The sequence below is a fragment of the Sphingobium indicum B90A genome, from assembly GCF_000264945.2.
GTDB lineage: Bacteria > Pseudomonadota > Alphaproteobacteria > Sphingomonadales > Sphingomonadaceae > Sphingobium > Sphingobium indicum.
Map to the genome: position 1 here is coordinate 14,089 of NZ_CP013073.1, position 22,318 is coordinate 36,406.

The window sequence follows — 22,318 nt, forward strand, 5'->3', positions numbered from 1 at the left end:
GTTTCCAGAACAGTTTTGACAAAGTGCGGCCCGCAGATTTACGTTGCCGGCCCAGCAAGGCGATCGGCTCGTCAGAAACGGTCGTTTTGCAGAACCGCTGAGGAGCCGGGTTCATGCAGGTGCTCGATACGGTTGGCTGGGTCGGTGATGGCGACGACACCGACTTCTTCCTCGCAATCGAGCGCACCTTCGATCTGCGCCTGCGCTCGAACCTGCCTTGGACAACGTTCGGCGAGGTGCGTGACCATGTCGTCGCGCATGTCGCAGCCTACAGCGGGGGCGGCACGACATGCGCCACGCAGATGACGTTCTACAGGCTTCGACGCGCGCTCGGGCTTGGCCGGCACGTCGGGCCGGATGCGCCGTTGGCGCCGCTGATCGGTGGGAAGCTGCGCCAAGCGTTCAGCGACCTGGAAGCCGATACCGACCTCAAGATGCCGGCGACGCGAGCCGGATGGCTTGGGATTGTCAGTGGTCTCTGCTTCGCTGTCGCGGTCGCGATCCTCGCCTTCACGACGCTGGCACCTCCCCTTCGCATCTTCGCTGCTGGAGCGAGCGCCTACGCGGGGCTATGGTTACGGCACCTCGACCGCCGGCGATTACCTCGGAGGTGCGACACTATCGGCGATCTCGCCCGACTGGTCACGGAGCAGAACCGTGGCAGGCTTGCCCGCGACGGCGCGCGCCTCACCGCCCCCGAGATTTGGCGGATCATCCAGCAACTGGCCGCCGAGGAGAGCGGGATCGACCCCGATCTGATTGGGTCGGAAACGACCTTCTTCCGAGCCAAAGTGCGAGCAGCCTGATCAATGGCTTACTGGATTGCATAGATTGATGCCGAGACACGGGACATTGCGTGGCGTCGGACTGACGGCTTTGGGTGCCGTTGTCGTCGCAGGCTCTTTCGTCGCTCTCGGATTGCGACCGGATGGGATCGCCAGCTACTATCGCGATACGCTGACTCCGGCAGGGTTTGCCATTTGGTTCTGCGGCTTCGTAGCCGCCACACTCGCTCCACCCGCCATAGCTGTACTCTGCTGGTTTGGCGCCATGCGGTTCCGCTACGGGTGGCTTCTCCACATCCTGCTTGTTCCTGCCACCTACGCCGCTGTGCGAGGATCAATCGCGCTCATGCTCGCGGTAGCAAGTGAGCCGGACAGCGATGGCCCAACGAGATGGGCTACCGATCCAGCAGTGATGCTGATGGTGGTTTGCCCCATCGTGTACTTTCTGATCTTGGGTTCCACAAAGCTGCGTGAGCATCGCGCATCAGCAAATGACTGCTAATCTCGACTTTGTAGTTGGCAGATACCATGAGCGGCCCTTTGCCGTTTGCGAGCAGACGCGGATGATGGCGAGCACATTGTCGGATAGCGTGAGCAGCATAGTCGGCTCGTTGTCAGGTAATCTGGGCAGGAAAAGGCGCTGTTTGCGAGCAGAAGCTGCTACGGTTGCAAGCGCCTACATCTAAGCGCGCCGGCCTTCACCATCGGCAAGAGGCACGTGTTCCAGGATGGCGACACGGTGTGGAGCAATGTCTCTCATCCTAACGACTTCATCTCGGACATCATGAACAACATGTTCAACTCGCATGGCAAGCGCTTCGACGCATGGACGGACGTTCAGTGGACAGCGCCCGGGTCGATGTCGCTGCTCAGCTATTATGCCGAGCCTGGCACGCCAAAGGAGGACGGGCATATGCACACGTCCATCCACGTGATGACGCCGGAGTCACCGGACACCACACATTATTTCTGGGCTTTCGGGCGCGACATCCATCCGGACAATGAGGAGTTCTCCGCAAAATTGCGCGCCGGCATCGAATATGCGTTCGAGGAAGAGGACAAGCCGATGATCGCTCTCCAACAGGCGCAAGTCGGCGATCGGGACATCATGTCCATGCGGCCTGTGCTCCTGGCTGGCGATGCTGGCGCGGTGCGCGCTCGTCGCATGCTGCGTAAACTTATCGCGCAGGAGCAATCCAACGGCGAAGAGGCGAGCGATCAGAAGCAGTCAGTGGACGCTTAGGATTCAGTCCGCCTGTTTCCTGGCTGACTGTCGCTTCTGTCGTAAGTCTAGCGAGATCCAGTCTGCACGTGAGTTGAAAGTCAGGTGTGATGACTTCTTGCATTAACGCTGTTTGAAAGCGCGCAAGTGCCACTGGCTGCCAAAGCAGCCAGCCAGCTTGCGAAAAATAAAGAGGGAGGGAGAGGTACAATATGAAAAACCGCATCAAAATTGGGCTGATGCTCGGCACGGCTGGTGCGCTCGGCTGGACCCCGGCATACGCGCAGGCCCCCGCTGAGGCACAGATTGCTCCGGCGCTGCCTCAAGCCGTGGCGCCTGCTCAGGCGGAAAGCACAGACCCCGCGTCCAATGTCGGCATCGGGGACATCGTGGTCACGGCGCAGCGCCGCGCGGAGAATGTCCAACAGGTCCCGATTGCCGTTGCAGCTTTTTCCGGTGCGGCCCTGCAGGAAAAAGGCGTCGACAATGTTTCGCAGCTCGCGAACCTCACCCCCGGCGTGCAGCTATCGTCCACGTCGCAGATTTTCAGTTCGCCATCGATGTTGTCCGGATTCATCCGCGGCATCGGCCAGGACGACTTCGCACTCAACTTCGACCCGGGCGTCGGCACCTATGTCGATGGTGTCTACCTCGCGCGTACCGCCGGGTCGAATGTCGATCTTCTCGACGTGGAACGCATCGAGATCCTGAAGGGCCCTCAGGGTACGCTGTTCGGACGCAACACCATCGGTGGCGCGATCAGCGTCGTCACCCGCAAACCGACAGACGATTTCAGCGTGATGGGTCAGGTCTCGGGCGGTCGCTTCAACCGAATCGATGTCGGTGGCGTCATCAACATCCCGATCGTCGAGGGCAAGCTCAAGAGCAGCATTGCCTTCTCGTCGAAGAACCGGAACGCTTGGCAGAAACGGATCCCGTTCCCTGGAGCTGCAGGCTTTGCTTCGGATCCTTCAGAAGCCTTCCAGCAGATCGATTATACCTCGCGGACCGCAGCAGGCGGCATCAGCGAACAGGGCGTTCGCGGTAAATTGCTATGGAACGCGACCAATGCGATCGATGTGACGCTGGAGGGCGACTATCTCAACTCGGAAACGAGCGCTTCGCCAAGCACTCTTCTCGGTACACGGTCAACTGTGTTGTCACCGGCCGGAACGCCAGTCGATGCGGACGGAAACGGCGTCCCGGACTCCACTTTGGCCGGCCTCTATAATACCTGCATCAGCCTTCCGGAGTCAGTGCTCGGCGCGATTGGTCTCGGCGGCGCCTGTGGCCCGCGTGCGGGCGGCCTCCCGGCTATCGCCGGCGCGAACGCGGACGCCGATCCCACCAATAGTCGGCTTCCGATCGATAACCGCTTCGTTACCGGTAGCCTCAACCGTGGTTACGGCACGGGTATCAATTTTACCAACACGCGCAATTTCGGATTCACAGGGACCGTCGATATCGACTTGGGTGGACCTGCCTTGAAGTCGATCACCGCCTATCGCAATCTCGACACCCGTTTCGGACAGGATCTCGACAACTCACCGGTCGTGGGGTTCGAGGGCTCATTCCGGGTGAAGCAGCATCAGTTCAGCGAAGAGCTGCAGCTTTCGGGCAAGGCGTTCAATGACAAACTCGATTATCTCGTCGGCGCGTATTATTTCTCAGAAGGTGGTAGGGAATCGGAGGATGTCGCATTTCCCGGCGGTCTGTTGCAGATCGTCGGAAACTATCGGTTCAACACCAAGTCCTACGCGCTCTTCACGCACCTCAACTACCGTGTGAACGATCTCATCGGGATCACGCTGGGCGGACGTTATACCAAGGAAGATAAGACGCTCGTTGGAAGCCAGCGGGACCTCAATATGCTTCTCACCAAACTCGGTACTCCGGCATTTCTGTTCCCGGATCCGACAGACCTGTCGCAATTCTACCCGACAGGGGAGCAGAAGCTCTCGTTCAGCAATGTTTCGCCGCGCGTCGGCATCGAACTCCATCCGACCGAGCGGATAATGCTGTACGGATCATTCTCGAAGGGGTTCAAGTCGGGCGGCTGGACGACCCGCGTCGCCGCTCCGGTCCCGCCGGATCCGACCAAGCCTGCGGACAAGCAGGCGCCGAGCTTCAATCCGGAGAAAGCCGACACGTTCGAGATCGGCTTCAAGTCGCAGCTTTTCGATCGAATGCTGCAAGTCAATGCTGCGGCATTCTACACGGACTACAAGGGCATCCAGATCCAGATCCAGCGCGGCATCGGTGCCTCCTTCGAGAACGCCGGCAACGCCAGAATCAAGGGTTTCGAGGTCGAGACGATCTTCGCGCCGAGCCGCGTCTTCCGCGTGAGCGCGTCGGCGGGATACATTGACGCTTACTATCGGAGGATCAACGATCCGTCGGGCACGATCACGCTGGCGAGCCGGCTGCCGCGTGTCCCGAAGTGGACCGCGACGCTATCTCCCGAGTTCAACGTTTTCCTGGCCAATGAAGGTCGGGTCACACTGCGGGCGGATTATTCCTACAAGTCCACCATGGCGGCGGATGCGGAAAACACGCCCGAGTTGTTCAGTGGGAATGTCAGCCTCGTCAATGCCTCGCTCACGTACAGCGCGCCCGGCGACGACTGGTCTCTCGCAATTGGCGGGAACAATGTTTTCAACAAACGCTACATCGCAAATGGCGTCAATCAGCTCAATGGAGCTGGCCTGCTGAGCGCGGTGCCGAACAGGCCGTCTGAATATTATGCGACTTTGAGGTTTAAATTCTGATCGACCCGGACTGATCCCACTCCGGATGCTCCTATCTGTCCGGCCCGGGTTTAACCTAGGCCGGGCTTTCTTTGCTAGGTCGATGGCAGCTTTCTCACATCCGCGCGGACAGCACCTTGTGCAGGAGCTGTCGCAACCAGCGGTGAGGCGGGTCGTCTTGGTTCCTCGCATGCCAATATTGCCTGACCTCAAATGCTTCCATAAGAATTGGCGGCCGCACGGCCCGGAGTCCGTAGACCTCGGCGAGCCGACCAATCACGCGAGCCGGAGCGGTAAGAATAAGGTCCGACTCGAAGCAAGCTGCCAACGCCACGAGAAAGCTGCTCGCGACGATCCTGATCCGATCGGGATGGATCTTGTCGAGGAGAGCGCGTTCGACGGCACGATGGGCATGGGCCATACCCTTGGTGCTGACCACGATATGATCTGCGGCCATGAAGTCATCGGTCTCACCGGACTTGATGAACGGATGACCTTCCTTTCCGAAGCACAGATATTCCTCCTGGTAGAGCCGTTGCGTCTTGATGCCGGCAACAAGGCTCGGATAGGCGCCGACGGCGATATCGACATGCCCGGTCTCGAGCGCGCTCACCATTTCATCGCCGCTCAGCGTGAGTGCGCGGTAGCTGGTGTGTGGTGCCTCGAACCGCGCCGCCGAATGCAACGCCGTCAAAACGACAAGATGGGCGATGTCCGATCCGGCAATGATGAATTCGCGCTTGAGACGGTCAGGTGAGAATGTCTGCCCGCCTTCAGCCAGGTCGCGACGCAGTTCCAGCAGTTGCTGAACAACCCCGGCGATCGCCTCGGCACGTGGTGTCGGCTCCATGCCGTCGCGCGCCCGGACGAGAAGCGGGTCGCCCAATGCTTTGCGCAGGCGCGCCAGCCCATGGCTGGCGGTGGGCTGCGGTAGGTCGAGTTCTCGTGCAGCGGCGCTGACGCTGTGCCGCTTTAACAGCGCATCCAAAAGCACCAAGTGCCGAAAATCCAGGTCATCTATATTCACAATCTGAATTGTATCTATGAAGGTCCGCCAATTGTCAAATACTCCCTGATCCCTCAAACAGGCTGCAGCAGCGATCGTTGTGCAGGTTTGAAGAGACGATCCGCAATCGCAGAAAATAGTGGAGAGCGATCATGATGCAACTGCCCGAACGCGTCGAAGGACTTCATCACATCACCGTCGCGACCGGATCCGCGCAAGGCGACGTGGATCTTCTCGTCAAGACGCTGGGACAGCGGCTCGTCAAGAAGACGATGTTCTACGACGGCGCACGGCCGGTCTATCATCTGTATTTCGGCAATGAGCTTGGCGAACCGGGCACGCTGTACACCACTTTCCCCGTTCGCCAGGCTGGCTACACCGGAAAGCGTGGTGCAGGGCAGATATCGGCGGTTTCCTATAACGCACCCGTCGGTACGCTTTCCTGGTGGCAGGAGCATCTCATAAAGCGCGCTGTGACCGTCTCGGAAGTGCGTGAGCGGTTCGGGCAGAAATATCTGTCGTTCGAGCACCCCGACTGCGGTGTCGGCTTCGAAATCATCGAGCAGGACACGGACGGCCAGTTCGAGCCCTGGGACTCTCCCTATGTGCCCAAGGAGGTCGCGCTGCGGGGCTTTCACAGCTGGACGGCCACCCTAAATCGCAATGAGGAGATGGACTCCTTCATGCGCAATGCCTGGAACCTGAAGCCCCAGGGACGCGACGGCAATTACCAGCGCTACGCTTTCGGCAATGGCGGTGCGGCCAAGGTGCTAGACGTCTATATCGATGAGGACGAAAGGCCCGGCACCTGGGCGCTTGGCGAAGGCCAAGTTCATCACGCCGCGTTTGAAGTCGCCGACCTCGACGTGCAGGCCGCGCTCAAATTTGACGTGGAAGGCCTCGGCTACACCGATTTCTCAGATCGCAAGCACCGCGGCTACTTCGAATCGATCTACGTTCGTACGCCGGGCGGCGTGTTGTTCGAAGCCTCGGTCACGCTTGGTTTCACCCATGACGAGAGCCCCGAGAAGCTCGGCAGCGAGGTCAAGGTCGCGCCGCAGCTCGAAGGTGTAAAGGACGAGCTCCTCCGGACGATGAACGATCCGATCGTCATTTGATCGCAAGGATGACTCCGCAGGCTGGGTGAAGAGAATGTGGCGACATCGGGCAGTCAATAGCCGAAATGGTGCGCGGATCGGTGTTCATACCACTGGCTTGCCGAGCGGTGAGCCGATCCTGCTCCTTTCTTCCCTGCTGGCCGACTGGCGGTCCTGGAATGACGTGGCCGGTCGTTTACCTTCAGGGGTATATGCGATCACGATGGACCTGCGGGGTCATGGAACGAGTTCGCCGAGTGCCGGCGACTACAGTCTAGCCGAACTGGCGGCCGACGTGCTTAATGTAATGGATAACCTCGCGTTTGCAAGAGTTCATCTTGTTGGCACGTCGGTCGGGTCGATGGTCGCGCAATATCTTGGCGCCACGGCGGGACACCGGCTTATCTCGCTGACACTCGTGGCAGCAGGTTCTCTCGTTCCAGAGCCAGCTTGGCCGATCTGGGACAAGCGGGTGGCCGCAGTGCGCAGCGGCGGGCTCATTACGCAGGTGCCGATCGTGTATCCGGCATGGTTTTCCGGAGCGGTCGACCAAGGTCTGCTGGATCTTGCTGAGTCGATGATCTTGGCCACGACAGTTGCCGGATTCACCGGCGCTGTCGCAGCGATCAAGGGCCATGACGCGAGAAGCCTTCTTCCGCAGGTCGAAACGCCAACGCTCGTCATAGCCGGTGCGAACGATGCCGCCGTGCCACCGGAGGCGGTCCGCGCGACCGCCGCTCTCATTCCAGGTGCCGCATTCGAAGTTGTGACGGGTGCCGCGCACCAGGTCGCGATGCAGCATCCTGTCGCCTTTGCGGACCGGCTATGCCGCCATATTGCTGGAGCGCCGCGATGACGTTTTCCCCTGAAGGACCCTATGGGACAATCGTGACCGGCCCGCCTGTCGAACAGGCAAATGCTGCGATCATTCTTCTGCACGGCCGTGGCCAGCGTGCGCAAGCGATGCTGGAACTTGCGAGACAGCTCGATCTGCCCTCTGTCGCCTGGCTTGCCCTGCAAGCGCCCGCCGGGGCGTGGTACTCGCCCAAATATGACGGGTTCGATCCAGACGGCGACAGGTCTGTGGCTGACGCCTGCACCGCCTTGGCTGAGATCTCCTCGCGGCTGGAAGCAGCCTGGGTCGCGCTAGACCGTCAGGGCATAGTCGGCTTCAGCCAGGGTGCCTGCCTCGCCAGTCACTTCATGTGGTGCGGCGCTGCGAAAATGGGGTTCCTGGGCTCGCTGACCGGAAGCCTCCCGGGTTTTGAGCTCCCAACCGCGCCAGTTGAGCCTCGGTTTACCGGTCTCAAGGCGATATTCACAGGTGGTCTGAACGACGATTGGGTCAAGGCAGAGCATGTGCGGGAGACAGCTGAGCGCTTTAGACTCTCTGGTGCTGATGTCGGCGAGTATATTCAACCGATCAAGGACCATGGAATTGGGGCGGACGAGATCGCGTTGTTGCGAGACACCCTGATCGCACGCTTCGAGCTGAACCCGCCGGTCCCTACGCGCGGGCCGCGACATCAGCCGCTCGTGCCGCAAAGCACGCCAAGTCTGACGGATTGAACGTCCCATGCTGTTCTCCGTCATAACCACCATCTCGCCTGAAAAGCTGGCAGAGCGCACAGCAGCCATACCGGCACACCGCGCCTATCTTGCGTCGCACACCGCAAGCATTTTGGCAGTGGGGACCACCTTCGCCGAAGGCGGCGATTTGGTCGGATCGACATATCTCGTTGATGTCGACGATTGGAACGCAGCCCGGGCCTTCATCGCCGAAGACCCCATGACCGTGTCCGGGGCACGTCAAAGCATCGACATTCTTGAATGGCGGATGGGCGGGTTCGATCGGCGATACCCCTGGCAAGGGGCGAACGTCGAGAGACAAGACGCAGCGCATCAAAGTCTGAATAAGGAAGGGGTGAGCGCTGCGCCCCAACCTTCGCTCCGCACACGCCATCTCAGAGTGTTGCTGCTGATCACCACGCTCGCGCCGCTAGTGGCCCTCGTCAACATTCTCTTGGGCGACACCATTGCCCATCTTCCCGTTTTGCTGCGCTCCTTCTTGGTCGTGGGGCTTGTCGTGCCCGCCGCGACCTATGTTGCACTGCCGCTGCTTACCGGCCTTGCGCGCTGCGTGGGGCAGGAGCGCCGGGAAAGTTCACCAGCCATCCGGCCGCCGGCGGAACACACTCATTCTACATGACGATTTAGCCCGCAAAAATCCCCGAACGTCTCAGTTCCAGGCAAAAGGATCATAAAAATATGAGCGCTGATACAGAAACCCTGGCGAGGAAAGTCCGTGAAGAGGTTATCAAGCCTGAGCAATCGACTCTGATTAGCCCGGATCGACAGTCACCGAGCCTCCTTCGCCGCGAAGCGACGGTCGAACCGCGGTTCGAACTGTTCCACTTCGTGTTCTCAGTCTGCTCGCAAAAGGTGCGCGGCACCCTAATGGAGAAGGGCGTGACCTTCGGCTCCAACGAGTTGACGATCCTTCCCCCGCAGAGTGAGAATTATTGTCCGCAATATGTCCGGCTGCGGTTGCGATCGGAAGCCGCAGCCAAGCACCGTCCTGTCAGCTCGTTCACTGGGCAGTCGTCTGTTGATTCCGAAGGGTTCGACCCGCTCGTCGTACCGACCCTCGTCGACCATGAGACCGGCCGGATCCTCGCCGATTCCAAGGCAATCTGCCTCTACCTCTGCGACGCCTTGTCCGGCGGTACCGATCTTCTGCCCGCCGACATACGGGAGGCTGTGCTCAAGCAGGTCCAGCTCGCTGACACGACGCCCCATGTAGCCCTGCTCTACGGCGCCGATCCGGACGGTGATCGTCGGCCCGAAAGCATGCAGGCGGTCATGCCCGGCATCCACGCACACAAGATCGACGCCGTGCGCCGCAATATCCCGCTCGCGGACGGCGACCCGCTTCTCCTCGAAGCCTACCAACACAAGATTGTGAAGGAGGAAGCCGCCGCCTCGTTCGTCATCAACGAGCCGCAAATGCGGACCGCCATCTCGAAGGCGGAGCAGCTGGTTACCGATCTCGATCGCGACCTCGGGGCGTCCACCGGACCTTGGCTGTTCGGCGACCGCTTCACGCTCGCCGACCTGTTCTGGGCCGTCAGTCTCTACCGCTTCCTCTGGCTCGGCTATTCGGGTTTCTGGAAAGACGGTGCAGGCAAGCCCCGTGTCGAGGCCTATGCCAATCGGCTCTTCGCGCGGCCCTCCGTCAAGGATGCGATCATCCAGTGGCCCGGCCATCCGCCGAGCGAGAATGTCATCCATCTCCTGAGCAACGCCTAAAGGCAACCACCGCGCCGTCCGCAAGCGACGCGGTCCATGCCCTGAACGCGTCGTCCGGCAGGGCCGAGACCATTCAACAGCGCTCGAATCCAGGACGAGCATGGATTTCTTATATGGATCAAACACTTCTCGAAGTACGCGTAACAAAAAAGGCTCTGTTGCAAAGATTGGCGGCAGTCAGAGGTAGGCTGTCGCTCTGCGCCGATCAGGCGGCTGCTGCGAAATGGTGGTTGAGCATGCCCATGGCCTCCGTCAGCGCCGAGGGCCCAATGCCAAAAGCTCTCTCCACAAGGCGCACCTCGCCCCTGATGCCGGGCTGCAGGCACCAGGGGCGAGCCTGTCGGCTCTGTTGCAAAAATCGTGAAGCTTGAGCATGCTTGGCGGAGATTGGACGGACGGAACGATGACGGATTTCAAGTGGCGCCATTTCCAGGGTGATGTGATCCTGTGGGCGGTGCGCTGGTATTGTCGCTATCCGATCAGCTATCGCGACCTTGAGGAAATGCTGGCGGAACGCGGCATTTCGGTCGACCATACGACGATCTATCGCTGGGTCCAGTGCTACGCCCCGGAGATGGAGAAGCGGCTGCGCTGGTTCTGGCGGCGTGGCTTTGATCCGAGCTGGCGCCTGGATGAAACCTACGTCAAGGTGCGGGGCAAGTGGACCTACCTGTACCGGGCAGTCGACAAGCGGGGCGACACGATCGATTTCTACCTGTCGCCGACCCGCAGCGCCAAGGCAGCGAAGCGGTTCCTGGACAAGGCCCTGCGAGGCCTGAAGCACTGGGAAAAGCCTGCCACGCTCAATACCGACAAAGCGCCGAGCTATGGTGCAGCGATCACCGAATTGAAGCGCGAAGGAAAGCTGGACCGGGAGACGGCCCACCGGCAGGTGAAGTATCTCAATAACGTGATCGAGGCCGATCACGGAAAGCTCAAGATACTGATCAAGCCGGTGCGCGGTTTCAAATCGATCCCCACGGCCTATGCCACGATCAAGGGATTCGAAGTCATGCGAGCCCTGCGCAAAGGACAGGCTCGCCCCTGGTGCCTGCAGCCCGGCATCAGGGGCGAGGTGCGCCTTGTGGAGAGAGCTTTTGGCATTGGGCCCTCGGCGCTGACGGAGGCCATGGGCATGCTCAACCACCATTTCGCAGCAGCCGCCTGATCGGCGCAGAGCGACAGCCTACCTCTGACTGCCGCCAATCTTTGCAACAGAGCCGGGACAATCGACCCTGGATGGCATGATCGCGGGCGGCGCATCCCCGGAATCGGCGAGGGTCATGCTGACCAATATCGTCGAAGGGCAAAGCGTCATGCTGGCAACCCTCAATACGTTCGCGGCGATTGTAATGTGCTTCGCCGTCGCTGCCGCCCTCATCTGGCTTGCGCCCAAGCCCAAGGGACCGATCGATACCAACGCGGGTCACTGACAGGGGCCAGGAGGAATTCGGTTTGTGAAATGGAAGAAACCTATGTCGAATAAGGAGGGAGCGGCGATCCGTCCGGTCGCGCAAAGCTCCAGGCGTGCGGAGCGGAAGGAAGAGCGGCGGCGCCTGCTTATCGCCGCAGCCCGCTCGGTCTTTCACGAAAAGGGATTCGCCGCAGCCACCATCGACGACATCATGGCTCGCACCGGTGGGTCGCGCGGAACGCTCTATGGCCATTTCGACGGCAAGCTCGCTCTTTTCGAGGCGATTGTCGAGGAAGAGGCCGAGCGCTTCGCGCAGGCCGTCACCGAAACCATCGCGCCCGCCGCCAGCGGCGATCTCGATGCCATGGCGGAACGGTTGATCGCCGTCGCCACCAGCGAGGAAACGATCGATCTGTTGCGGATGGTGATTGCCGAGCGGCAGCATTATCCGGGTATCGGGGAAATCTATCGCCAGATCGTACCCAGGATCCAGGCATGGATGCGCCGTATGTTCCGTGAACAGACTGGTGCCTCGTTCTGCCGTGACGAAGCCGCGTCGGATTTTCTGGCGGACATGTTCCTCGCCATCGTTCTGGCCGACACACAAATGGGTATCCTGACCGGAATAACCGGCGACCGGCTCGACAAGACGCATCTTATTCGAACGCGCCAGCGTCTCAAGGCCTTGCTCGCCCTGCGAGATCATTTGGGCGCGGACAGGCTGTCCGAGCTCGCCGCTCTCGCGCAACAGGACATTGAAGATGGCCGATGAATGCATCGCGGACTGGGAAGTAATCTCCGCCCGCATCCATGATCTTTGGGTGGACCGCCTCGACAACTATGATCGCGCGATGCGGGGCGATCTTCATGATATCGGCATTCTTGTCCGCGACGAGTTTGCCCTTGGTGATCGGAAGGCCGAACAGGCCATCACCCGATGGACAGCGGAAAATCGGCCCCGATCCCTGCTCAACGCGCAATGGCAGCGCTTTCGCACGGCGATGCAGGATCGGTGGGAGCCTCAAACGCCATTCGATCCGGACAACCGCGATGACCTGAATGCCGCGCGCAATCTCGTGATCCACGATATCGACGAGTTGCTCAACCGGATGATCGAACACTATCGTCTCACCGAGACCACCGCCGCTGTCCAGGTCAATGACTGGCTCAATCTCGTTCGCGTCCTCACCGAGAACCAGCCTCGCAAACGCCTCTCGCCGCGCTGGACCCGTTCCCCGCAATGAATGAAATCAAGGAGCCTGTGATGAATATTTCCGAAACCGTGCCGATGGAACGGCGCAGAGCCATTGTTGTGGGCGCCGCCGGCGGGATCGGCAGTGACATATGCCGGCGCATGGCGCTGGAAGGGTATCGCGTCGTCGTTGCAGACTATAATGAAGACCGAGCCCGTGAAGTCTTGCGCACTTTGGCGGGCGAGGGCCACGACGTAAGCGTGTTCGATGTCACAAAAGATAGGGCGGTGGATGCCGCATTCGATAGCATCGAGGCGGATGGGCCGGCCAGCGTGCTGGTGGTGGCGTCCGGCGGCGCTCCCGTGAACCCGGATAATCCTCATCCCAATATTGCGACGACGGCCACCGAGGACTGGAACCGGGGTATCGCTCTGAACCTCAGCGGGGTTTTCTTCTGTATTCGCAAATTTGCCCAGTTGCGTCTGGCCCGCCCTCTTGAGCACAGCCGGATCATAACGATGACCTCGGGAACCGGCCAGCTTGCGGTAAGCCCGGCCAACCCCGCCTATGTGGCGTCAAAGGCCGCGCTGATCGGCCTCACCCGTCAGGTCGCCTACGATCTGGCTCACGCCAACATCACCGTCAACACCATCGCTCCAGGCGTGGTCGGAACACCGGAATTCTACCGCAATACGAGCGAAGAATTCAGGGCACAAACCGCGCGATCTGCATTGCTCAACCGTTTGGGGACGCCCGAGGAAGTCGGCTTTGGCGTCGTGTTCCTGGCATCGCCGCAGGCGTCCTACATCACTGGAACCACGCTGGATATCAATGGCGGCGCACACATGCACTGAAGCGCCCGGCGGCGATCATTGCTGCCGGCCAGGTCAGAAGGATTGAAACGATGAGCCCGCGCAAAAACATCCTGATCGTCGGTGGCGGTGTGGCCGGACTCGACCTTGCGGGCCAACTGGCGGGCGCCCCGGCGAAGCGGCTGGGCCTTGACATACGCCTCATAGATCGTGAGCCGGCCCATGTCTGGAAGCCCATGCTCCATACGATCGCGGCCGGAACGGCCGACACCGGCGCCAACCAGACCGCCTATCTGGTTCAGGCTCAGCAGCGTGGCTTCCGTTTCGAGATGGGCGAAGTGATGGCCGTCGACCGCGCAGCGAAGCAAGTCCTTCTGGCGCCGCTCGTCGTCGATGGGGCGGAGATTCTCCCCGCGCGCAGCCTGCCCTATGACAAGCTGGTGCTGGCTGCGGGAAGCCGAGCCAACGACTTCGGCACACCCGGCGTCGTAGAGCATTGCATGACGATCGATTGCCGGCGCGAAGCCATTGCCTTCAGCGAGCGGCTGCGTGTCGCAATGCTTCAGGCGATCGCCTCGAACGACCATCTTTCGATTGCTATCGTTGGGGCTGGCGCGACCGGGGTAGAGCTTGCCTCCGAACTGGTGCGGCTGGCCGATGTGCTGGAACAGCATGGCGCTTCGGGAGCGCGAAGCGGGCTGAAAATATACCTTATCGAATCTCAGCCGCGCATTCTCGGCCCCTTTCCCGAGCGCGTAGCGCATGCCGCGCACACGGTCCTGGAGTCGCTGGGCATCGAGGTGTTGACGCAGGCGCGCGTTCTGGCGGGCGATGCCGATGGGTTCCAGCTTGCCGATGGACGCAGGATCGAGGCATCCATCAAACTCTGGGCGGCCGGGGTGCGTGCGCCCGAGTTTGTCGCTGCGATAGATGGCCTGGACCACAGCAGGCTCGGGCAGGTCATCGTAAACCCGAATTTGGCGACACCCAATGACCCCGATATCTTCGCGCTGGGCGACTGTGCGAGTGTCATGCTTCCGGACCGCGAGAGTCCATTGCCGACCACGGCCCAAGCAGCCTATCAGCAGAGCGTTTATCTTGGCCGCACTTTGCCTACAATATTGGAAGGAAAGCCCGTGCCGCCATTTCGCTACCATGACTTCGGGTCATTGGTGTCGCTCGGCGGTTATGACGCTTATGGGACGCTTGGCCGCTTCGGGTTGTTCCGGGGTGGGTTCCTGCACGGGCGCATGGCGCAGCTTGGGCATGCGCTGCTCTATCGGCGGCATCAGGCGCGAATTTATGGACCGGTTCGCGGTAGCCTGCTGTGGCTTGCCGATACCCTCGACACCTCGGTGCGCCGGCGCGAGCGCCTGGCCTGACATGGGCCGCCTTCACCAACGAAGCTGCCTGATCCTCGGTGCATTCTGGCTTGTTCTTCCCGGCACCGTGTGGGCTTCACCGCCCGACATGGAAGTTCTACTGACCGGCCAGGTAGAAACCGATGCCAGTGGCGAACAGGTCGTTGCACTGCGCTTTCTGAACCGGACTGACAGACAAGAAATCCTCGCCCTGCCGGACAGGATCGAAGCGAAAGTCCGGCAGGAGAATCGTGAACGCACGCTCCTGTTGGCGCGCGCTAACGATACAGAGCCGCATCTTGCCATCGACGCGCATGGATTTGGGCAGGCCCATTATCGCCTGCCCGCAAATGAACCCCTCGTCAGAGCCATGGTCTCCATTCCTGCCTGGTCAACTCAGGAGGTGGTGCTTGCGCCCATTGTGAAGACCGCTACGCATGAGGCCGAAAATCGCTCGAATCCGAATGCACCGATTCTTCCACCGCCACCTACCGACAGAAAAGCCGGCAACGCCTTTGTGGACAATCTCGACCTGTATGAACCCATCTATGCCGTTTACGGGCCAGGCACCGACAGCGAAGCTCGCATTCAACTGAGCTTCAAATATCGCCTGTTCGGAGCCTCGGCGAACAGCCAGACGTCTTCCAATTGGCGAGACGGGCTGTACCTCGCCTACACCCAGAGAATGTTCTGGGACCTTGAAAGCAAATCCTCCCCGTTCCGCAACATCGATTTCCAGCCCGAACTTATCTACATCACACCGACAGTTGGCCTTACCGGCGACATCGCCATGACCGTGCAGGCGGGTATTCGTCATGAGTCCAACGGGCGGGACGGTCCCCAGTCGCGCAGCATCAACAGCATCTACATCGCTCCAATGGCAACCCTTCCGATCGCCGGCGATTACAGGCTAACATTCGCCCCCAGGCTTTCCCTGTATGTCGGTAACAAATCCGACAATCCGGATATCGTCCATTATCGCGGACATGCCGGATTGTTCATGGAGGTCGGAGAGGATAATGGACTGCGCCTCTCCACCTCCACCCGTTTCAACTTCGGTTCGGGCAAAGGGGCTGTCAATGCCGACCTGTCCTATCCGTTGCCCCGTCTCCTCGGCGGTGGTCCCGATCTCTATCTCTTCGCCCAGTCCTTCTACGGCTATGGTGAAAATCTGCTCGATTATAACCGGCGCACCCGCCGGTTACGTATAGGCGTTGCTCTCGTGCGATAATCTTGAGGCGACGCCACAGTCTTTCTCTCGCAGAGTTCATGCCGGTATCACCTTCCGCCATCGGGCCTGACCTCGATCGTGCAGCGCACCGGCTTTTTCGCCTTGTCAGCCTGCTCGCGGCATTTCTGCACCGCCTCGCGGTTGCCATCGACGAGCGGCGAGGCCGCGACGATCAACGCCCAGCTCTCGGGCGCGGCGGTCTGCATCAACCGTTGCCCCGCATCCCACATCGTCGGTTCGCCAAGCGCGTGCATCGCCCGCCGCTCGGGCCAGTGCCAACTCGCCGGCATCATCCGCGCGACCGGGCCGGCGAGCGCCGCATAGAGCAGCATCCCCAGCGCCGCGCCCCCCAGCCCGGTCCCGATCAGCCAGCGGTTTTGCACATCGCCGCGCCGTGCGGATGCGAGCCGGTTGCCGACCTCGCGCGCGGCCTGGTCCAGTCCTGTCCGGGCTTCGGCGATCAGCCGTTGATCCTCGCGACGGGCATGGAGCGCCGCCGATACGATCTCGCCCGCCATGTTGTGAGGCGTCATCGACAGGAGAGGACTTTTGGCGATGGGGTCGATCTGCTGCACCAGCACCCCCAGCACCTTTTCGGTGCGGGCCAGCGTCGGCTCGTAATCGGGTATCTCGATGGACTCGCGCGTAGCAGCCAGCCCCGCGATCGCGGCGCGCAGCAACCCGACCTCGCCATGCACCGACGCCAACCGATCCTCGACCCGCGCGAACGCCAGCGCCGGATCGTCACCAGCATCGGGTTCGCGATATTCATCCTCGTCCATCATCCTCTCCCTATCGGCTCAATCCGCGATCGTGACTGATCCCCAACCCCCGCGACAGCTCGCGCCCAAGCTCGCGGCCCGGACTCATTCCGATCTCAAGCCCCAGCTCGCGGGTGCGACCGCGCAGGATCGATTCCACCTGGGGATCGCGCTCAAGGCTTTTCGCCATGCCCGCCATCTCCTGCCCGAGCGTCTTGCGGCCCGCCATGTCGCCGGCGCGATAAAGCCGGTCGCGATCCTGGGAGAGCTGTTGCCAGCGTTCCACGAACCGATCGGCGCGCAAGTTCGGATCGGCCCGCACGCGCGCCTCTTGGCGTATCGCCTCGATCATCGGGCCGCTGCGCCCCGCCGCCGCCTCGCGCAGCAAGCCGGAATCGCGCTTCATCGCCTCGGCCATATCGTCCGAAGCTCGCGGCCGGAGCGTGTCGAGCGCCTGAACCGCGCGCTCGAGCGCGACCTTCTGATGTTCCAGCACCGGCCCGCCCGACGCCCGCGCCTGCAACACCGCCTCCGCCGAACGCGAGGCCCGCTCGACCGCGCGCCGGAAATCGCGATCCTGGCCCTGCTCGGCCCGCGCGGGCAATTCCTTCGCCGGCTCCGGCGTCGGCGTGCGCTGGGGCAGTTTCAGCCCGTCAAACATGCCCCGCTTGGGAGCCGGCTTTTCCTTCGCACCCTGTGCTGGCTCGGCCGCCTTCACCGGCGCGGCCGACAGCTTCAAGCCGTCGAACATACCGCGCCGCGACTGACGCTCGGCCGCGGCCTTCGCCTCGCCGGCACCGCGGTCGCCGCCAATATCGGGCGTGCGGGAATCCTCGCCCATCTGGCGTGAAGTTCCCGCGCGGGGCGCGAGGATCTCCACGCCCTTCCGCTCGGGTGCATCCGCAACGCGGATCTCACCCGACAGCCCGCGCCGATCGGCGAAGGATTGCGCCTCGGCATCGCGATCCCGATACATCGGATAGTCGGACGCCATATCCTTCGCCCGCTCGCGCGACAGCGTGCGGACAAGCCGGCGATCGTCGGCGAAGTCATCGCGGCCGTAATGGAGCTGCACCCCGTCGCGATGCCGGGACAGCGCCACATAGGCCGAATGGCGGTCCATGCCGGGGGTCGCCAGCACATGCGCCCGATCGACCGTCACGCCCTGCGATTTGTGGATGGTCGCCGCATAGCCATGATCGACATGGGCATAATCTTTCAGGTCGAACGCGACTTGACGGCCATCGTCCAACTTCACCGCCATGCTGTCGGGCGACACGCGCTCGACCTTGCCCAGCGTGCCGTTCTTCACCCCAAGGCCGCGATCGTTCTTGAGGAACATGATGCGGTCGCCGGTCGCGAACTCCCGCGCGCCCCGCTCGGCCGACACGCGCACGTCCTGGCCCAGCTCGCCGGCGTCGCGCAGCCGATCGCGCGCAGCCAGGTTCAGGTCGCGCACCTCGGCATTGGTATGGGTGAGGATGATCCGCGTCTTGTCGGGATCGGCGATGCGAGCGCGATCCCAGCCCTCCACAAGGCTTTCCCGCGCAGCCTCGCGCGTCTCGGCCGCGTGGACCATGCCATGCTCGGCATAGGCATGGATCGCCTCGCCGGTGCGGCCTGTTGCGAGCGCCCGCGTGGCGTCTTTCTGCCAGTCCTCATGCTGCCGGCGAACATCGCTGATCTCGGCCGCGCCGTAGCGCTCGGCCAGCGATCGGAACGCAGCGCCAGCCTCGATCGCCTGCAACTGCTCGGCGTCGCCGACAAGGATCACCTTGGCCCCTGCCCGTTCGGCCTCGGACAGCACCCGCTCCATCTGGCGCGTGCCGATCATGCCGGCCTCGTCAATCACCAGCACGTCGCGCGGACCTAGCAGCTCGCGGCCCTGCTCCCACTGATATTCCATGCTGGCGATCGTGCGCGAGGCGATACCGGAACCGCCCTCAAGCCCCTCGGCCGCGATCCCCGACAAGGCCGCACCGCGCACCTGATAGCCCGCCCGCTCCCATTCGTCGCGCGCAACGCCCAGCATGGTCGATTTGCCGGTGCCGGCATAGCCGACGACAATTGCCAAGTCGTTCTTGCCGGTGATATGCGCGAGCGCGTCCTTCTGCTGGCTTCCCAGCGCAAGGCCAACCCTCTCGGCGGTGTCTCGCCCCCCCATTTTAGACGCCGCCGGGAGACCATGCCCGGCCCGATCCGCTAGGCCGTAGCCGGCGCGCTCCAACCGCTGCTCGGTGTCGATCATCTCGCGCGACGTGAACCGGTCCTCGCCGCGTCCGTCCTTCCCCAGCGCTACCAGCTCGGGCGAGGTCCGCACCGCGCTCATCACCTGATCGAACTGGTCCTTGCCGTCGCTATGCCGGAACGCGAACTGCGCCAGGTCGCGCCGCGTGAACGTCGCCTGTTGGCGCGTGATCGCGTCGAGCGCGATTTGCGGATTGGCGATGATCTTCTCGCCATTCTCCCGCGCGATCCGGGCATGGTCCTCGACCCGCTCGGCCTCAAGCCCCTGTTCGGGCATACGCGACGCCGCCGGCCCGATCTTGTGCTGCGGCTCAAGCTCGATCCCCTGCGCCTCATAGCTGCGATGATCTATGCGCGCGTCTATATCCAGTTCGGCGAGGCGCTCGTTCACATGATCGGCCCACGCCTCGCGCCACTCCTGCAACAGCGCCGTGCTGTTCCACTCGCGCACCTTCTGGCCGAAGCCCTCCAGCCCTACCTCGCGCATCGACAGCATGACATGCGCGTGTGGCTTGGATTGCCCGTCCTTTCCCAAGTCCCAATGCACGTTCATGTCCGCGACCATGCCGCGCTCGACAAACTGCTTTTCGACAAAATCGCGGGCGAGCCGGATGCCCTCTTTCTGGTCCAGCTCGCGCGGAATCGAGAACTCGACTTCGCGGGCGAGCTGCGCGTCCTTGCGTTTCTCGCCCGCCTCGACCTCGTTCCATAGGGTCGCGCGATCGTTTAAACGCTCCGGTGTACCTTCGGGTAACATGATTTCCGAATGGACGACGCCGGCCTTGTTCGAGAAATCATGGTCGCGTCCTAGCCGGTCGTCGTGCAGCCGTTCCGCCGCACGATAGGCCGCGCTGGCAACGGCGCTCGATCCGTTGGCGCGACTGATGACCTTGGCCGAGAAATGGTAGATCGCCATGACGGCCGCTATACTGCCTTTCTTAGCGCACGTCGGCAACGACGTATAAGCGCGCACTCACACTCTCTGCCGTTCGCATGATTGACTTTGCCGCATTTTTTATCCGGAGCTGCTGTCCTGTCACCGCGACCGTGCTACGCTGCCACTCCCGATCATGGGCGCGAGGGAGAGAATATGCGTAAGGTCCGCGACTATGACGCCGAGTTGAAGGCGCTGGGCGACAAGGCCCGCGCCCTCAAGGCGAAGAAGGTCCAGCAGCTAGGCGAGCTGGTCACATCCACCGGGGCCGATGCGCTCGATCTCGATGTGCTGGCCGGGGTGCTGCTCGCCGCCGTCGAATCTGCCAGCGCCGACGAAAAGGAGGCGTGGCGCGCGAAGGGGTCCGCCTTCTTTCAAGGACGCGGCCGAAAGGCTGGCCGAAGCACTGGCGGCAACGCGGGAGGCGGAAGCAAAACTGGCGCAGGCGAGACGCAGGGTTGAAGCCGCACAGCGCCGCACCGATACGAGGGAATGGGCCGTGGCTCGCCGCGAACGCACCCGCCACCTCATAGAGCTGGGCGGCCTGGTCCAGAAAGCCGGCTTGGTCGAGCTGGCCGACGACGATCGCGCCACCCTCTACGGCGCGCTGCTCGAACTGGCCGCCAAGGCGCGCGAGGACCGCGACCGGCTCATGCTCTGGAAGCGGCGCGGCAAGCGCGCGTTCGACGCGGAAGCGGAAGGGAGAGACGCACCATGAACAGGCTCGATGTCGAAGCGATCCGCGCCCAGGTCCGCGCGCTCGATTTCACGCGCGGCACCCCGGCCGAAGTCGCGCTATGGCGCGAGGACGATGCCGACGCACGCGCCAATCTCGCGATCGAAGGCATGGACCTCGACTTGGCTGAACACGCCCTGTTCGACATGCTCCGCGAGGAATCCGTGCCCCCTCCCCTCGCCACCGCGATCGTCCTCAAGCTCCTCGATCATCCCGACGCCGACCCGACGCTGGCGATCTCGCCGGCGACGATCGGATGACGATGCGGACCGGCCTCGACCATCTGCCCGCCGTCAAGCGCCGCGAGCTGGAACGGGTCGCCCGCGTCCTGTTCGATGAATTTGAGGATGCCGTCAAAACCAAGCTCTCGGACAAGCGCAAGGGCGGCCGCATCCTCAAGCTGATCCTGTTCGGCTCCTACGCACGCGGCGATTGGGTCGAGGATCGCGCCAGCGGTTACATTTCCGATTATGACCTGCTCGTCGTCGTCAACGCCGACACCTTCACCGATCTGCAAACATGGTGGGCGGTCGCCGACGATCATCTGGTGCGCGAGCTGACCGTCACCAGGCACCTCGCCACACCCGTCAATTTCATCGTGCATTCGCTGATGGACGTGAACGACCAGCTCGCGCGCGGCCGTCCCTTCTTCGCCGACATAGCCCGCGACGGCATCGCCCTCTACGAAGCGCCAGGGCAAGCCCTCGCCGTGCCGCGCCAGCTCGACGCGCAGGAACGCCACGCCGAAGCCCTGCGCCATCGCGACCACTGGTTCCCGCTCGCCGCGCACGCGCTCAAGCTCGCCCGGGACAGCATTGCCGATGGCGTGCCGCGCGATGCCGCGTTCATGCTCCACCAGGCCGTCGAGCGGGTCTATAACGCCGTGCTGCTCGTCCTGACGCTCTACGCGCCCAAATCGCACCGTCTCGGCATCCTGCGCTCGCTCGCCGAAAATCTCGATCCCCGGCTGATCGAAGCCTGGCCGCGCGATACCCGCGCCGCCCGCCGCCATTTCGCGCAGTTGCAGCGCGCCTATGTCGAGGCCCGCTATTCCCATGCCTATGAAATCACCGCCGACGAACTGGCCTGGCTCGTTGACCGCGTGAAGCATCTCCACACGATCGCCGGCGCGATCTGCGCCGAACACCTCGCCGGCGACGACACCCCCGAGAAAAGCCCCGCCGATGAATGAGCATCCCATATCGGACGACGAACGCGCCCGACGCCAGAAGGCGATCGATTTCGCGCGGACCAATATCGAGCTGTCGGGCTTCGCTCTCTCGCCGGGAATGGCGGCGCTGGGCGTCCGGTTCGTCGCCGGCGAACTCTCCGAAAGCGAATACATCGCCGCCGCGCTCGCTCATGCCAACAGCCTGCCCGCAAGCGCGCCGGCGCAGGACTATTTCGCCAGCCTCGCAGAACTCGAAGCCGCATGGGAGGCCCGCGATCGGCCGTGATCCGCG

The 22,318-nt window shown here is 62.3% G+C and carries 23 protein-coding genes and 1 pseudogene; 20 read left to right on the forward strand and 4 right to left on the reverse strand.

What is annotated here, in order from left to right:
• Positions 1-113: 113 nt before the first annotated feature.
• The 3 genes from SIDU_RS18850 to SIDU_RS18865 all read left to right on the forward strand — a co-directional run bounded on the left by SIDU_RS18850 (position 114) and on the right by SIDU_RS18865 (position 4,775).
• Entirely contained in the window at positions 114-806 is a 693-nt protein-coding gene (locus SIDU_RS18850) for a hypothetical protein (protein WP_007685994.1), read from the forward strand.
• A gap of 682 nt (positions 807-1,488) precedes the next feature.
• On the forward strand, positions 1,489-2,028 hold the full coding sequence (locus tag SIDU_RS18860; RefSeq protein ID WP_257721833.1) for a vanillate O-demethylase oxygenase: 540 nt from the start codon (positions 1,489-1,491) through the stop codon (positions 2,026-2,028).
• A gap of 191 nt (positions 2,029-2,219) precedes the next feature.
• Positions 2,220-4,775 (forward strand): TonB-dependent receptor, encoded by a 2,556-nt coding sequence (locus SIDU_RS18865; protein WP_007685998.1) that lies wholly within the window; start codon positions 2,220-2,222, stop codon positions 4,773-4,775.
• 94 nt (positions 4,776-4,869) lie between these two features.
• On the opposite strand, the gene SIDU_RS18870 is transcribed toward SIDU_RS18865, so the two are convergent.
• Positions 4,870-5,748 carry a LysR family transcriptional regulator gene (locus SIDU_RS18870; RefSeq protein ID WP_233431924.1) on the reverse strand — a complete coding sequence of 293 codons (879 nt, stop codon included), beginning with the start codon at positions 5,746-5,748 and terminating at the stop codon, positions 4,870-4,872.
• Positions 5,749-5,912: 164 nt separating this feature from the next.
• Here SIDU_RS18870 and linE point away from each other — a divergent pair, with 164 nt between their 5' ends.
• Genes linE through linD form a run of 5 tightly spaced genes read left to right on the forward strand, consistent with a single transcriptional unit; the run spans position 5,913 to position 10,166 of the window.
• Positions 5,913-6,878, forward strand: coding sequence for a chlorohydroquinone/hydroquinone 1,2-dioxygenase (linE, locus tag SIDU_RS18875; RefSeq protein ID WP_007686007.1), 966 nt, complete (start codon positions 5,913-5,915; stop codon positions 6,876-6,878).
• A 34-nt stretch (positions 6,879-6,912) separates the two neighbouring features.
• Positions 6,913-7,713, forward strand: coding sequence for an alpha/beta fold hydrolase (locus tag SIDU_RS18880; protein WP_218847786.1), 801 nt, complete (start codon positions 6,913-6,915; stop codon positions 7,711-7,713).
• A complete protein-coding gene (locus SIDU_RS18885; RefSeq protein WP_007686010.1) occupies positions 7,710-8,426 on the forward strand; it encodes an alpha/beta hydrolase in 717 nt (238 codons plus the stop codon). The genes SIDU_RS18880 and SIDU_RS18885 overlap by 4 nt, the downstream gene beginning before the upstream one ends.
• Before the next feature lie 7 nt (positions 8,427-8,433).
• The gene (locus SIDU_RS18890; RefSeq protein WP_007686013.1) at positions 8,434-9,066 is read left to right on the forward strand and encodes a YciI family protein; all 633 of its coding nucleotides are present in this window, start codon (positions 8,434-8,436) and stop codon (positions 9,064-9,066) included.
• A 59-nt stretch (positions 9,067-9,125) separates the two neighbouring features.
• Positions 9,126-10,166 carry a 2,5-dichlorohydroquinone reductive dechlorinase gene (linD, locus tag SIDU_RS18895; protein ID WP_031293069.1) on the forward strand — a complete coding sequence of 347 codons (1,041 nt, stop codon included), beginning with the start codon at positions 9,126-9,128 and terminating at the stop codon, positions 10,164-10,166.
• Positions 10,167-10,371: 205 nt separating this feature from the next.
• Here the strand turns inward: linD and SIDU_RS19570 are convergent.
• A pseudogene (locus SIDU_RS19570) lies at positions 10,372-10,506 on the reverse strand (IS6 family transposase); the annotation flags it as partial.
• A gap of 63 nt (positions 10,507-10,569) precedes the next feature.
• Between SIDU_RS19570 and SIDU_RS18910 the strand changes: the two are divergent.
• The 7 genes from SIDU_RS18910 (at position 10,570) to SIDU_RS20160 (ending at position 16,177) form a co-directional block, all read left to right on the forward strand.
• Positions 10,570-11,334 carry an IS6-like element IS6100 family transposase gene (locus SIDU_RS18910; RefSeq protein WP_015449415.1) on the forward strand — a complete coding sequence of 255 codons (765 nt, stop codon included), beginning with the start codon at positions 10,570-10,572 and terminating at the stop codon, positions 11,332-11,334.
• A 115-nt stretch (positions 11,335-11,449) separates the two neighbouring features.
• Complete coding sequence (locus SIDU_RS19715; RefSeq protein WP_158514642.1) at positions 11,450-11,599, forward strand: hypothetical protein; 150 nt, start codon at positions 11,450-11,452, stop codon at positions 11,597-11,599.
• A gap of 42 nt (positions 11,600-11,641) precedes the next feature.
• Positions 11,642-12,352, forward strand: a complete 711-nt coding sequence (locus SIDU_RS18920) for a TetR/AcrR family transcriptional regulator (protein ID WP_007686175.1) — start codon at positions 11,642-11,644, stop codon at positions 12,350-12,352.
• Positions 12,342-12,824 carry a hypothetical protein gene (locus SIDU_RS18925; RefSeq protein WP_007686174.1) on the forward strand — a complete coding sequence of 161 codons (483 nt, stop codon included), beginning with the start codon at positions 12,342-12,344 and terminating at the stop codon, positions 12,822-12,824. The genes SIDU_RS18920 and SIDU_RS18925 overlap by 11 nt, the downstream gene beginning before the upstream one ends.
• A complete protein-coding gene (locus SIDU_RS18930) occupies positions 12,821-13,627 on the forward strand; it encodes an SDR family NAD(P)-dependent oxidoreductase (protein WP_007686172.1) in 807 nt (268 codons plus the stop codon). Before SIDU_RS18925 ends, SIDU_RS18930 begins: the two co-directional genes overlap by 4 nt.
• Before the next feature lie 50 nt (positions 13,628-13,677).
• Positions 13,678-14,967, forward strand: a complete 1,290-nt coding sequence (locus SIDU_RS18935) for an NAD(P)/FAD-dependent oxidoreductase (protein WP_007686170.1) — start codon at positions 13,678-13,680, stop codon at positions 14,965-14,967.
• A 1-nt stretch (position 14,968) separates the two neighbouring features.
• Complete coding sequence (locus SIDU_RS20160; protein WP_231923484.1) at positions 14,969-16,177, forward strand: phospholipase A; 1,209 nt, start codon at positions 14,969-14,971, stop codon at positions 16,175-16,177.
• A 47-nt stretch (positions 16,178-16,224) separates the two neighbouring features.
• Here SIDU_RS20160 and SIDU_RS18950 read toward each other — a convergent pair whose 3' ends face one another.
• Positions 16,225-16,962: a DUF6118 family protein gene (locus tag SIDU_RS18950; RefSeq protein ID WP_007686165.1), complete on the reverse strand. Its 738-nt coding sequence runs from the start codon at positions 16,960-16,962 to the stop codon at positions 16,225-16,227.
• Between the two features lie 7 nt (positions 16,963-16,969).
• Entirely contained in the window at positions 16,970-20,101 is a 3,132-nt protein-coding gene (gene traA, locus SIDU_RS18955) for a Ti-type conjugative transfer relaxase TraA (protein WP_007686163.1), read from the reverse strand.
• Positions 20,102-20,275: 174 nt separating this feature from the next.
• Between traA and SIDU_RS18960 the strand changes: the two genes are divergently transcribed.
• From SIDU_RS18960 to SIDU_RS18980, 5 genes are read left to right on the forward strand one after another with little or no spacing between them, the layout of a single operon-like run.
• Positions 20,276-20,581, forward strand: a complete 306-nt coding sequence (locus SIDU_RS18960) for a conjugal transfer protein TraD (protein ID WP_007686162.1) — start codon at positions 20,276-20,278, stop codon at positions 20,579-20,581.
• Between the two features lie 37 nt (positions 20,582-20,618).
• The gene (locus SIDU_RS18965; RefSeq protein WP_007686160.1) at positions 20,619-20,837 is read left to right on the forward strand and encodes a conjugal transfer protein TraD; all 219 of its coding nucleotides are present in this window, start codon (positions 20,619-20,621) and stop codon (positions 20,835-20,837) included.
• The gene (locus SIDU_RS18970; protein WP_007686159.1) at positions 20,834-21,115 is read left to right on the forward strand and encodes a hypothetical protein; all 282 of its coding nucleotides are present in this window, start codon (positions 20,834-20,836) and stop codon (positions 21,113-21,115) included. The genes SIDU_RS18965 and SIDU_RS18970 overlap by 4 nt, the downstream gene beginning before the upstream one ends.
• Positions 21,112-22,047 (forward strand): HEPN domain-containing protein, encoded by a 936-nt coding sequence (locus tag SIDU_RS18975; RefSeq protein WP_007686157.1) that lies wholly within the window; start codon positions 21,112-21,114, stop codon positions 22,045-22,047. Before SIDU_RS18970 ends, SIDU_RS18975 begins: the two co-directional genes overlap by 4 nt.
• Entirely contained in the window at positions 22,040-22,312 is a 273-nt protein-coding gene (locus tag SIDU_RS18980; protein WP_007686155.1) for an antitoxin VbhA family protein, read from the forward strand. Before SIDU_RS18975 ends, SIDU_RS18980 begins: the two co-directional genes overlap by 8 nt.
• Positions 22,313-22,318 lie beyond the last annotated feature (6 nt).